General features: G+C 49.9%; 12 protein-coding genes and 2 tRNA genes. 4 read left to right on the top strand and 10 right to left on the bottom strand.

The features are described from left to right. Positions 1-17: 17 nt before the first annotated feature. The 9 genes from nusA to rlmE all read right to left on the bottom strand — a co-directional run bounded on the left by nusA (position 18) and on the right by rlmE (position 8,033). Positions 18-1,526, bottom strand: coding sequence for a transcription termination factor NusA (gene nusA / locus DXU84_RS13090; RefSeq protein ID WP_013573819.1), 1,509 nt, complete (start codon positions 1,524-1,526; stop codon positions 18-20). A gap of 23 nt (positions 1,527-1,549) precedes the next feature. Beyond that, positions 1,550-2,002 carry a ribosome maturation factor RimP gene (rimP, locus tag DXU84_RS13085; protein WP_014411570.1) on the bottom strand — a complete coding sequence of 151 codons (453 nt, stop codon included), beginning with the start codon at positions 2,000-2,002 and terminating at the stop codon, positions 1,550-1,552. A 216-nt stretch (positions 2,003-2,218) separates the two neighbouring features. Beyond that, positions 2,219-2,295 (bottom strand) — tRNA-Met (locus tag DXU84_RS13080). Positions 2,296-2,354: 59 nt separating this feature from the next. After that, positions 2,355-2,441 (bottom strand) — tRNA-Leu (locus tag DXU84_RS13075). A gap of 84 nt (positions 2,442-2,525) precedes the next feature. Next, the gene (secG, locus tag DXU84_RS13070; RefSeq protein WP_013573818.1) at positions 2,526-2,861 is read right to left on the bottom strand and encodes a preprotein translocase subunit SecG; all 336 of its coding nucleotides are present in this window, start codon (positions 2,859-2,861) and stop codon (positions 2,526-2,528) included. 235 nt (positions 2,862-3,096) lie between these two features. Continuing rightward, a complete protein-coding gene (gene glmM, locus DXU84_RS13065; RefSeq protein WP_037034237.1) occupies positions 3,097-4,437 on the bottom strand; it encodes a phosphoglucosamine mutase in 1,341 nt (446 codons plus the stop codon). A 2-nt stretch (positions 4,438-4,439) separates the two neighbouring features. After that, the gene (gene folP / locus DXU84_RS13060) at positions 4,440-5,279 is read right to left on the bottom strand and encodes a dihydropteroate synthase (protein ID WP_013573816.1); all 840 of its coding nucleotides are present in this window, start codon (positions 5,277-5,279) and stop codon (positions 4,440-4,442) included. Between the two features lie 124 nt (positions 5,280-5,403). Beyond that, positions 5,404-7,347, bottom strand: a complete 1,944-nt coding sequence (gene ftsH / locus DXU84_RS13055; RefSeq protein WP_014411568.1) for an ATP-dependent zinc metalloprotease FtsH — start codon at positions 7,345-7,347, stop codon at positions 5,404-5,406. A gap of 56 nt (positions 7,348-7,403) precedes the next feature. Continuing rightward, positions 7,404-8,033, bottom strand: a complete 630-nt coding sequence (gene rlmE / locus DXU84_RS13050) for a 23S rRNA (uridine(2552)-2'-O)-methyltransferase RlmE (protein WP_013573814.1) — start codon at positions 8,031-8,033, stop codon at positions 7,404-7,406. A gap of 182 nt (positions 8,034-8,215) precedes the next feature. On the opposite strand from rlmE, the gene yhbY reads away from it, so the two are divergent. Beyond that, on the top strand, positions 8,216-8,512 hold the full coding sequence (gene yhbY, locus DXU84_RS13045; RefSeq protein WP_013573813.1) for a ribosome assembly RNA-binding protein YhbY: 297 nt from the start codon (positions 8,216-8,218) through the stop codon (positions 8,510-8,512). 180 nt (positions 8,513-8,692) lie between these two features. Here yhbY and greA read toward each other — a convergent pair whose 3' ends face one another. Continuing rightward, positions 8,693-9,169: a transcription elongation factor GreA gene (greA, locus tag DXU84_RS13040; RefSeq protein ID WP_013573812.1), complete on the bottom strand. Its 477-nt coding sequence runs from the start codon at positions 9,167-9,169 to the stop codon at positions 8,693-8,695. A 281-nt stretch (positions 9,170-9,450) separates the two neighbouring features. Here greA and dacB point away from each other — a divergent pair, with 281 nt between their 5' ends. Genes dacB through pmrB form a run of 3 tightly spaced genes read left to right on the top strand, consistent with a single transcriptional unit; the run spans position 9,451 to position 12,655 of the window. Continuing rightward, positions 9,451-10,884: a serine-type D-Ala-D-Ala carboxypeptidase gene (gene dacB / locus DXU84_RS13035; RefSeq protein WP_013573811.1), complete on the top strand. Its 1,434-nt coding sequence runs from the start codon at positions 9,451-9,453 to the stop codon at positions 10,882-10,884. Positions 10,885-10,904: 20 nt separating this feature from the next. Beyond that, positions 10,905-11,567 carry a two-component system response regulator PmrA gene (gene pmrA / locus DXU84_RS13030; RefSeq protein ID WP_013573810.1) on the top strand — a complete coding sequence of 221 codons (663 nt, stop codon included), beginning with the start codon at positions 10,905-10,907 and terminating at the stop codon, positions 11,565-11,567. Further along, positions 11,564-12,655: a two-component system sensor histidine kinase PmrB gene (gene pmrB, locus DXU84_RS13025; RefSeq protein ID WP_153375954.1), complete on the top strand. Its 1,092-nt coding sequence runs from the start codon at positions 11,564-11,566 to the stop codon at positions 12,653-12,655. Before pmrA ends, pmrB begins: the two co-directional genes overlap by 4 nt. Positions 12,656-12,776 lie beyond the last annotated feature (121 nt).

The raw sequence follows: 12,776 nt of genomic DNA, 5'->3' as shown, positions 1-12,776 counted from the left end.
CTTCCTGCTACAGTTTATTACGCGTTGTCGCCAAACCAGCAGATATTGCGCGCGGCCATGATAAGTTCACCAGCCTGCTCGTCAGTAAGACCTTCAATATCAGCCAGATCGTCGACACCCTGCTCGGCAAGATCTTCCAGCGTACAAACCCCTTGTGCAGCCAGTTTAAATGCCATGCTACGTTCCAGACCCGCCAGATTAAGCAGATCGTCAGCAGGCTTTTTGTCACCGAGACTTTCTTCCTGAGCTAAAGCCAGTGTGGTCAGCGCTTCTTTCGCACGTTCGCGCAGCGCATCCACGGTGTCTTCATCCAGGCCGTCGATTTCAAGTAGTTCGTTAACTGGCACGTAAGCCAGTTCTTCAAGCGTAGAGAAACCTTCTTCAACCAGAACCGTGGCGAAATCTTCATCGATGGCCAGATATTTGGTAAAGGTATCAATCGCAGCGTGTGCCTCAGCCTGATGTTTGGCTTGCAGGTCGTCTGCTGTCATCACGTTCAGTTCCCACTTGTCATCACCACGATGCTGTTTCAACAATTGGGAGGCCAAACGCACGTTCTGGCCATTGCGGCCAATCGCCTGTGCCAGATTGCTGGCTTCAACGGCGATATCCATGGTGCATTTATCTTCATCAACTACGATGGAAGCGACGTCTGCCGGTGCCATTGCGTTGATAACAAATTGCGCAGGATTGTCATCCCAAAGGATGATATCAATGCGTTCACCGCCCAGTTCACTGGAAACGGCCTGAACGCGTGCACCACGCATGCCGACACAAGCACCGACCGGGTCGATACGTTTGTCGTTAGTTTTTACAGCGATTTTTGCACGGGAACCCGGATCACGAGCTGCCGCTTTAATTTCGATCAGTTCTTCGCCAATTTCCGGCACTTCGATGCGGAACAGTTCAATCAGCATCTCGTTTCGTGAACGGCTGACGAACAGCTGAGCACCACGTGCTTCAGGGCGAACATCATACAGCACCCCACGAATACGGTCGCCGGAGCGGAAGTTTTCACGAGGAAGCATGTCTTCTCGCAGGATAACAGCTTCAGCGTTGCTGCCTAAATCCAGCGCAATACTGTCACGGTTAACTTTCTTAACGACGCCAGTAACAATTTCACCTTGCTGCTCACGGAACTGATCAACCACCATCGCGCGTTCTGCTTCACGTACCTTCTGTACGATAACTTGTTTAGCAGTCTGCGTAGTGATGCGGTCGAAAGTGACCGACTCAATTTGATCTTCAATATATCCGCCGAGGTCGATTGACGGATCTTCGTATTGTGCAGCTTCGAGGGTGATTTCACGGGTCGGCTGAGTCACTTCGTTGACTGCTACCCAGCGACGGAAAGTATCGAAGTCGCCTGTTTTGCGGTCAATGCTGACGCGGACTTCGATTTCCTGCTCGTATTTTTTCTTGGTCGCCGTTGATAATGCAATTTCCAGCGCTTCAAAAATCTTCTCGCGCGGGAGGGATTTTTCATTAGAAACTGCTTCTACAACAGCCAGAATCTCTTTGTTCATCCTAGTTGCCTCTTCCAAACTCTTTAAAAGTGGGGTACCAGGTTCGCTTTCTGGATGTTGCTCAGTGCGAACACTTCATCTTTCCCTTCCACTGTCACCGTGATCATCTCGCCTTCGACAGCTTTAATGATGCCTTGCCATTTGCGGCGGTTTTGCACTGCCATGCGCAAAACAACACTGACTTCATCGCCAAGAAAACGTTGATAATGTTCAGCGGTGAACATAGGACGATCAAGGCCTGGAGAGGAAACTTCCAGGTTGTAGGCGACAGTGACTGGATCTTCAACGTCCAGCACAGCGCTCACCTGGTGGCTGACATCAGCACAATCATCAACATTGATCCCGGCGTCACTATCAATATAGATGCGCAACGTCGATTGGCGAGCCCGAACGAACTCGATGCCCACCAGCTCAAAGCCAAGTGCCTCGACTGGTGCTGTAATCAGCTCTGTTAATTTTTGTTCTAATGTGGACAAGCCCACCCCCAAGACATAAAAAAAGGGCTAAATAGCCCAGTGATTCTGTTGCCAAATAACAAAAAACCCCGATAAATCGGGGCTTTATGCAACTGGACCCTATTCGCCGCATAGCGGCTTCGGTACAACTTTCGCGAAGTGTTGTTTTCAAATTGAAGCTGCAGAACATCACAGGAAGATACTGAAAGTCTATTTGAAATAAACACTTAGGGAAAGTGGTTGCGGGGGCCGGATTTGAACCGACGACCTTCGGGTTATGAGCCCGACGAGCTACCAGGCTGCTCCACCCCGCGTCCGAAAACGTGGCAAATACTACGCCGATAACCGCTAAAAAGCAAATTATCATAAAGATTGGTACCGAGGACGGGACTTGAACCCGTAAGCCCATTCGGGCACTACCACCTCAAGGTAGCGTGTCTACCAATTCCACCACCTCGGCACTCTTTTTTTTCACAATCGCTTATACTGTCCAAGCATAAGCCACTGTTTGAAAACTTAGCTTCTTTGATAAGAAGTTTACTGCTTAGTGAGGAACGTCACTGTTAGGCGCTGCTGGAGCTGCCGGTGCAGTCGTCTGCTCAGTTTTAGCTGGCTGACTCAGGTTTTCCCACTCACTGCCTTTTTGGCCTTTATTGGTGCTCATGTTCCCGAGAATCAAACTAATGATAAAGAACAATGCTGCCAAAACGCCGGTCATGCGGGTCATGAAGTTACCGGAACCACTCGAACCGAACAATGTGCCAGAAGCACCTGCCCCGAAAGAGGCTCCCATATCAGCGCCTTTACCTTGTTGCAGCATAACCAGAGCGATAAGCCCAATTGCTACGATAAGGAAAATCACCAGAAGAGCGTCGTACATAGTAGTACCTGTATCCTCGCGGGTTCACCGCATGCCAATTGCTTCTCACCATTTAGCAGGTCATCAAAGGACCCACTGAAGCGGGTGTGAATACTAACCAAAGCCGTATTACCGTGCAAGGGCAATTTTCATCAAACTGTTCGTTTGCGGAAAAAAACGGCAAATCGGGATAAAACATGCTGCCAGGAGGTCCGGCAGCGAGAAACTCACCGAAAATTTACCGTTTTTTATCGGCTTACGCTTTGACCGCTTTGACGGCATCCGCAATACGGTTGGCCAGTTTTTCCACCAGCTCGGCATCTTCCCCTTCGACCATTACGCGCAGCAGAGGTTCGGTACCTGATTTACGCAACAGCACCCGACCGCGGCCCGCTAACTGCTTTTCAACTTCAGCCGTGACCTGCTTAACCTCATCGGATTCCAGCGGATCATGTTCACCAGCAAAACGGACGTTGATCAGGATCTGCGGAAGCAATTTCATGCCGCTGCACAGGTCATGCAAGCTCATATGATTGCGCACCATCGCGGTAAGCACTTGCAAACCTGCCACAATGCCATCACCGGTAGTGGTTTTATCCAGCAAAATGATATGGCCTGAGTTCTCAGCCCCGATCCGCCAACCTTTTTCCTGCATTTTTTCCAGTACGTAGCGATCACCTACTTTCGCACGGGTAAAGGGAATGCCCAGTTGCTTTAAGGCCAGCTCGAGGCCCATATTGCTCATCAGCGTGCCGACAGCACCGCCTTTCAACTGGCCCTGACGAAGCCCTTCACGCGCAATGATGTAGAGGATTTGGTCGCCATCAACTTTATTGCCTTCGTGATCAACCATGATCAGGCGATCACCATCGCCGTCAAAAGCCAGCCCGACATCTGCTTTTTCAGCCAGAACACGCTGCTGCAACTGACGGACATCCGTTGCGCCGCACTCTTCGTTGATGTTCATCCCATCCGGCTCACAGCCGATAGCGATGACTTTTGCCCCCAATTCGCGCAAAACGCTAGGTGCAATGTGATAAGTAGCGCCGTTGGCACAGTCGACCACAATTTTCAGACTGTTCAGACTCAGTTCTGTCGGGAATGTGCCTTTACAGAATTCGATGTAACGACCGGCGGCATCCACGATGCGGCTGGCTTTACCCAGTTCGGCAGATTCAACACATGTCAGTGGTTTTTCAAGCTCAGCTTCAATCGCCTCTTCCACTTCGTCAGGTAATTTAGTCCCGTCGATTGTGAAAAACTTAATGCCGTTATCGTAGTAAGGATTATGCGAGGCTGAAATAACGATGCCCGCTTCTGCACGGAAAGTACGTGTCAGGTAAGCCACGGCAGGCGTTGGCATCGGGCCGGTGAAAGAAGCCGATAAACCTGCAGCAGCAAGCCCTGCCTCTAACGCTGATTCCAGCATATAACCCGAAATGCGGGTATCTTTACCGATGATCACTTTACGCGAACCGTGGCGTGCTAATACTTTGCCAGCCGCCCAGCCTAGTTTCAGAACAAAATCAGGGGTAATCGGGGTATCGCCCACTTTTCCGCGGATGCCATCTGTCCCAAAGTATTTACGGTTGCTCATAATTAGTTTTTATCCCTTGCAGAAAGTGTCGCTTCCACGATACGCATCGCTTCAACGGTTTCTTTTACATCATGTACACGCACGATCTTAGCACCTTGCATGGCAGCGATCACAGCACAAGCAACACTTCCGGTAACCCGTTTCTCAGGAGAAACATGCAGAAGTTGCCCCACCATGGATTTCCTCGACATCCCCACTAACAATGGCATGCCAAAGTGATGAAACTCAGCCAACCGTGCGAGCAACTGATAGTTATGCTCCAAATTTTTACCGAAACCGAAGCCCGGATCGAGCAACAATTTCTCTTTCGCAATGCCGGCGTTAACACAACGGGCAATTTGCTCAAAAAAATACTGATCCACCTGCGCAACGACATTGTCGTAATGCGGGGCATGCTGCATCGTTTTGGGGTCACCCTGCATGTGCATCAGACAAACAGGCAAACCTGTTTCGGCCGCAGCCTGTAGCGCACCGGGCTCCTGAAGTGAACGGATATCGTTGATCAGATGCATGCCCGCATTTGCCGCTTCACGGATCACGGCGGCTTTTGAGGTATCGACGGAGATCCAGACATCAAAACGCTGCGCAATGGCTTCGACTACCGGCACCACACGGGCCAGTTCCTCATCTTCGCTGACTTCTGCTGCACCAGGGCGGGTCGATTCACCACCGATGTCGAGAATTGTCGCGCCTGCATCAACCATTGCCTGAGCATGTCTGAGAGCAAGATCAAGCGTGTTATGTCGCCCGCCATCGGAAAATGAGTCGGGGGTAACGTTCAGGATCCCCATAACCTGGGGGTAAGTGAGATCCAATCTGGACTCTCTGGCAGTGAGGTGCATAAATCACGTCCCTTCTGATCAATCAATAAAGGCTTTTCAAATTCCGAGGCAAAGAATGCACGCATAAAAAACCCCGGGCAAGCCCGGGGTTGAGTGTCATCAGCATTATTTTCCAATCAGCCTCTTACTTGCCGCTGAATTGCTCAAACATCGTGTTGCCAGGATTCGGCGTACGAGGTTCGTCGACAGGCGTTGGCGCTTTTGGCGTACCGCCGTCATTGGAGCTGCTGTTACCGTTTTTGCCGTTAGCATCGTCCCAGCCAGCTGGCGGGCGAACTTCAGTACGGTTCATCAGGTCATCAATTTGCGGTGCATCGATGGTTTCATACTTCATCAGGGCATCTTTCATTGAATGAAGGATATCCATGTTTTCCATCAGCAAAGTACGCGCACGAACGTAGTTACGTTCAACCAGAGACTTAACTTCCTGATCGATGATACGGGCGGTTTCATCAGACATATGCTTAGCTTTCGCGACTGAACGACCGAGGAAGACTTCACCTTCTTCTTCCGCATACAGCAACGGACCTAATTTATCTGAGAAGCCCCACTGCGTAACCATGTTACGGGCAATCGACGTGGCTACTTTGATATCGTTAGACGCACCGGTAGACACTTTTTCCACACCGTAAATAATCTCTTCAGCAAGACGGCCACCATATAAGGTAGAAATCTGACTTTCGAGTTTCTGACGGCTGGCGCTGATCGCATCACCTTCGGGCAGGAAGAAAGTCACACCTAATGCACGGCCACGAGGGATAATGGTCACCTTGTGCACTGGGTCATGTTCAGGAACCAGACGGCCAATGATGGCGTGTCCCGCTTCGTGATATGCAGTGGACTCTTTCTGCGATTCGGTCATTACCATGGAACGGCGCTCAGCACCCATCATGATTTTGTCTTTGGCTTTTTCGAACTCGACCATCGACACCACACGTTTGTTACCACGAGCAGAGAACAGTGCAGCTTCGTTGACCAGGTTAGCCAGGTCAGCACCAGAGAATCCTGGTGTACCACGGGCAATCACAGAAGCATCAACATCTGTCGCCAGCGGAACACGACGCATGTGAACTTTCAGGATCTGTTCACGGCCACGGACATCTGGCAAGCCGACAACAACCTGACGGTCAAAACGGCCCGGACGCAGCAACGCAGGGTCCAGAACATCCGGACGGTTGGTCGCGGCAATAACGATAATACCTTCGTTACCTTCGAAACCATCCATCTCAACCAGCATCTGGTTCAGGGTTTGCTCACGTTCATCATGACCACCGCCTAAACCTGCACCACGCTGACGGCCAACGGCGTCAATTTCATCGATGAAGATGATACATGGAGCCGCTTTCTTCGCCTGTTCGAACATGTCACGGACACGTGATGCACCCACACCGACGAACATTTCAACGAAGTCAGAACCCGAAATCGTAAAGAACGGGACTTTGGCTTCACCGGCAATGGCTTTAGCCAGCAAGGTCTTACCCGTACCCGGAGGACCCACCATCAGAACGCCTTTAGGAATTTTACCGCCCAGTTTCTGGAAACGGCTTGGTTCACGCAGGTAATCAACCAGCTCGCTCACCTCTTCCTTCGCTTCGTCACAACCTGCAACGTCAGCAAACGTAGTTTTGATTTGGTCTTCCGTCAGCATGCGGGCTTTGCTTTTACCAAAGGACATTGCGCCTTTACCACCGCCACCCTGCATCTGTCGCATAAAGAATATCCAGACGCCAATCAGAAGCAGCATCGGGAACCATGAAATGAAGATAGTCGCCAGGAAACTCTGCTGTTCAGGCGGTTCACCAACAACTTTCACGTTTTTGCTCAGCAGCGTATCCAGCAATTTAGGATCATTAACCGGAATATAGGTTGTGTATTTGCTGCTGTCTTTTTTGATAACGTCAATCGCACGTCCATTGATACGTACTTCACGGACCTGGTCTTGGGCTACTTCGGTTGTAAAGGTAGTGTAATCTACCTTGTTACCATTAGATTCGCTGGGACCAAAACTCTGAAATACAGACATCAATACAACCGCGATGACTAACCAGAGGATCAGGTTCTTCGCCATGTCACTCAAGGGATTAACCTCATATTACAACTGTGTTAACAAACAGCGTTAGGGAACTACAGTTTCCGCCCTGTCGCTACGATGTACACTTCTCGCGAACGTGCTCGGGAAGCGTCTGGCTTACGAATCTTCACCTTCGTAAACAGGGAGCGAATTTCCCGCAGGTATTCATCAAAGCCATCTCCCTGAAACACCTTCACCAGGAAACTTCCGCCTGGTGCTAATACATCCCGACACATATCCAATGCTAATTCAACCAGATACATCGATTTTGGAATATCGACTGCCGGAGTACCGCTCATATTAGGGGCCATATCGGACATGACCACCTGAACCTTGCTTTCTCCCACGCGTTCAAGCAGCGCTTTGAGAACTAATTCATCACGAAAATCCCCTTGAAGGAAGTCGACTCCAACAATAGGATCCATAGGTAAAAGGTCAAGAGCAATAATTCGCCCTTTGTTACCGATCTGCGTCGCCACATACTGTGACCAACCACCAGGAGCTGCTCCTAAATCAACCACCGTCATACCCGGTTTAAACAGCTTATCGCCTTGCTGTATTTCATCAAGTTTAAACCAGGCACGGGAACGCAGCCCTTTTTTCTGTGCCTGTAGCACATATTTATCGCTAAAGTGTTCCTGCAACCAGCGACTGGAACTTGCAGAACGCTTTTTATTAGACATTATTTAGTAACCATATAGTTTTCCAACCACCCTGAGTTAGAGCTTTTGGAACAAGCTGTTAGCATCATGACGTCTATGGCTAAGTCAGTATTATTCCCTCCCCGAAGCAGTCCGGGTTGGTGATATACATGAGATGGCGGTAGAATGACCCGTTTTCAATCCCAACTTAAGCAAAAAAGACGATGAATCTTAACAATAAACAAAAACAGTACCTGAAAGGCCTCGCGCATCCCCTGAAACCGGTTGTTATGCTGGGCAACAACGGGCTGACTGAGGGTGTGCTCGCCGAAATCGAACAGGCGCTGCAACATCACGAACTGATCAAGGTTAAAGTCGCGGCAGAAGAACGCGAAACGAAGTCTTTGATCGTAGACGCGATTGTGCGTGAAACCAAGGCGTGTAATGTGCAAGTCATCGGCAATATGCTGGTACTTTATCGCCCTTCCACCGAAGACCGCAAAATTATCTTACCGCGTTAATCCATTAAGGTTTAACGAAAAGCGCTGTAGATTTTCGGAAAGGTGCCACGAAATCACGTTCAGGGGAAGGTCTGAGCAGGCCTTTTTACTTTAGTTTTCAATTTACTGTGAAGCAATTCACTGCATGAATGTGAGAATTATCGGGCGAAACATCACGTTTCGCCCTTTTTAATGCAGATTTTAGAGGTATTCGACCTTCAATACTTCAAACTCAACATCGCCGCCAGGCGTTTTGATGACAACAACATCATCCTGCTCTTTGCCAATCAAACCGCGGGCAATCGGGGAATTCACAGAAATCAGATTTTGCTTAAAATCTGCTTCGTCATCACCCACGATGCGGTATTTTTGTTCTTCTTCAGTGTCCAGGTTCATCACAGTCACTGTCGCACCAAAAATGACACGGCCGGTTGCGGGCATTTTGGTCACATCAATAACCTGAGCATTCGAAAGCTTAGCTTCGATTTCCTGGATACGGCCTTCACAAAAACCCTGCTGTTCACGCGCAGCATGGTATTCAGCATTCTCTTTCAAATCACCATGCTCACGTGCGGTCGCGATATCAGAAATGATTTTCGGGCGACGGACGCTCTTCAGATGGTCCAGTTCTTCACGTAATCTTTCTGCGCCACGTAACGTCATCGGAATCGGTTTCATATATTTATTACCTCTAACTTGGTCCTTTCGGTAAACACCGTCCTGATTGAATCAGGTAAGAAATTAAGCCAGTTCTTCTGACCGACTCTCTGGCGAAAAACAAAAAAAACCTCACCCGGCGTTGCCACCAGGCCAGGAATCATTTCGCATTTTGATTCGTATTTTAACGTAGAGTTCCTTGAGGATCATCGTTTACTTTCAGCCACGTTGCGCCTTGGTTCGTAGCATCGTAGTATGGCACCACATTATCCTGCCGTTACTCAGAGCCTTTACTCAAAATAATGCGTTTTTTACGAATTGTCAGTGGATTAGCATGCGCGTTTGTTCTGAATACAAATGCGGCTCAGATCGAAAATTACACAGAATATCTGCCTGATGGCACGAATCTGGCGGTGCTGGTACAGAAAATTGGCGCCCCTGCGCCTGTGATCGATTATCACGGTACCCAGATGGCGCTGCCTGCCAGTACTATGAAGATTCTGACGGCACTGGCTGCGCTGTTGCAGTTGGGGCCTGATTTCCGTTTCACCACTACACTCGAAACATCGGGTTCTGTTTCTGACGGAGTTCTCAAGGGAGATCTGGTCGCTCGGTTTTCTGGTGACCCGACCCTGAAGCGCCAGAATATTCGGAATATGGTCGCTGTTTTGAAAAAACAGGGCGTCAAAGAAATCACTGGCGATGTGGTCATTAACACTTCCGTGTTTGCAAGCCATGACAAAGCTCCCGGATGGCCATGGAACGATATCACCCAATGCTTCAGCGCTCCCCCAGCAGCCGCAATTGTCGACAGAAACTGTTTCTCGGTATCTCTCTATAGCGCGCCTAAACCTGACGAGAACGCGTTTATTCGCGTAGCCTCTTATTATCCAGTGCATATGTTCAGTGAAGTCCGCACGCTGGCAAAAGGCTCTCCGGATGCGCAGTATTGCGAACTGGATGTCGTCCCGGGTGAATTCAACCGATATACACTCACTGGTTGTCTGACTCAACGCAGCGAGCCTCTGCCACTGGCTTTTGCTATTCAGGATGGTGCCAGTTATGCCGGTGCGATTCTTAAAGATGAGCTGTTGCAGGCAGATATCCAGATTGACGGCACCCTGAAACGTCAAACCCAGCCGACACCAGCAGGTACGGTTCTGGCACAAACGCAATCAGTGCCCCTGCATGATTTGCTGCATCAGATGCTTAAGAAATCAGACAACATGATCGCTGATACGGTCTTCCGTACGATTGGTCATCAGCGTTTTGGTGTGCCGGGAACATGGCGGGCGGGCTCAGACGCGGTTCGTCAGATTTTGCGTCAGAAAGCAGGCGTGGATTTGGGTAACTCGATTCAGGTTGATGGTTCCGGGCTTTCACGCCATGATTTATTGTCACCGGCCACAATGATGCAGGTGCTGCAATATATCGCCCAGCACGACAAAGAATTAGATTTTATTTCGATGTTGCCTTTAGCTGGCCATGACGGAACCTTACAGTACCGCGGTGGTCTGCATGAAGCGGGTGTCGACGGCAAAGTATCGGCAAAAACCGGTTCACTGTCTGGCGTATATAATCTGGCAGGTTTCATCACCACAGCCAGCGGACAGCGTATGGCCTTTGTGCAGTTCCTTTCAGGCTATGCTGTTCCCCCTGAAGATCAACGTACACGGCGTGCACCGCTGGTGCGCTTTGAAAGCCGTCTCTACAGGGATATCTACCAAAATAATTAACCACGGAGAAGTGCCAGACGATGAAACTGCTGATAGTTGAAGATGATGAACTTTTACGGCAGGGATTAACGCTGGCACTTACCAGTGAAAATTATGCCTGCGACTGCGCGTCAACCGCGGCCGAGGCGCAGAGTCTGATCCAAACCAGTCAGTACAGTCTGGTGATCCTGGATTTAGGATTGCCAGACAAAGATGGCGCAACGCTGCTGCGCCAGTGGCGACGTCAAAGTATTTCCCTGCCCGTGTTGATTCTTACCGCCCGCGATGCACTTGAAGACCGCGTCGATGGCCTTGACGCCGGTGCCGATGACTATCTGATTAAACCCTTTGCCTTAGTCGAATTACAGGCCCGTGTCCGCGCCCTGATCCGCCGTTATCAGGGGCAGAGTGACAACCAGATTTCCGTCGGCAACCTGAAAATCAATCTCTCCTCTCAGCAGGCTTATCTCAATGATGCGCCGGTAGAGGTCACGCCCAAAGAGTTCGCGATTTTGTCACGACTGATGATGCGTGCCGGGCAGACTGTAAACCGCGAGTTGCTCCAGCAAGATCTCTATACCTGGCAGGATGATTTAGGCTCCAATACGCTTGAGGTACATGTTCATAATCTGCGCCGCAAATTGGGTAAAGAAGTCATCAGAACTGTACGTGGTATCGGCTACAGGCTGGAAATAATCGTATGACCAGTATGCGCCGCCGCCTTCTGGTTATGCTGGCTCTGATCCTGTTCGTGACTCAGCTCATCAGTATTTTCTGGCTCTGGCACGAGAGCCAGGAACAAATTAACCTGCTGGTCAATGACACCCTGTCAGCCAAAGTGCGTAACGCGCACGTTGAGAAAGAAATTGCAGAAGCCATTGCTTCACTGATTGCCCCTTCCTTACTCATGATGAGTATTACTCTGGTACTGTCCTTTTGGGCCATCAGCTGGATTATTCGGCCTCTTAACCAGTTACAAAAACGACTGGAGACCCGTTCAGCCGATAACCTCTCTCCCCTGCCACTCAACAGCGAAACCAGGGAGATTGTGGCCGTGACGAATGCATTGAATCAGCTTTTTTCCCGTCTCTCCAGCACTATTCAGCAGGAACGATTGTTCACTGCGGATGCGGCTCATGAGTTGCGCACTCCACTGGCAGGCGTCCGGTTGCATCTGGAAATAATGCACAAAAAAGGCGTAGAAGGCAGCGATACTCTGATAAGCCGCATCGACCAGTTAATGCATATCATAGAGCAGTTACTTATGCTTGCCCGCGCCGGACAGAATTTTGCCAAAGGCGAATATCAGCAGGTTGACCTGATCAGTAACGTCGTTGAGCCGCTCAGAGAAGAGCTGTGTGAAATGCTCAGTGAACGCGGTCAAAACTTGAAAATACACCTGCCGCCTCGTGCTGAAATTCAGGGGGATGCTGTGCTGCTACGTTTAATGGTACGCAATCTGGTCGAAAATGCTTACCGCTACGGGCCTGAAAATAGCGACATCGGCATCACAATTGCACCGCAAGACAACGGATTCCTGATAAAGATAGACGATGCCGGTCCGGGTATTGATGAAACGAAGGCCAGTGAACTGACACAGGCTTTTAAGCGCGTCGACCAACGTTATGGAGGCAGCGGCCTGGGCTTAAATATTGTGGTGCGGATTGCGCACCTGCATGGCGGTACGCTGATATTGCGAAATCGCCCCGGCAACACTGGCCTCAGCGCACAATGCTGGCTACCGGATGTTGCATTACAAAGCTCGCTGACACTTTCACCAGACACCCGTTAATACGCCCTCCGATTAACACGCGATCAAAAAGAAAAAGGCTGCCAATGGCTAATGCCGATCGTTTAAGGATCAGTTGACCGATCCGGTGGCTCGTGTAAAAAGGGTTCATGCTCATCATGGA

Origin of the sequence: Rahnella sp. RcJ3 (assembly GCF_009498575.1) — a bacterium.
In the GTDB taxonomy this organism is placed as follows: Bacteria; Pseudomonadota; Gammaproteobacteria; order Enterobacterales; family Enterobacteriaceae; genus Rahnella; species Rahnella aceris.
This window is presented reverse-complemented; position numbering and strand designations above follow the sequence as displayed.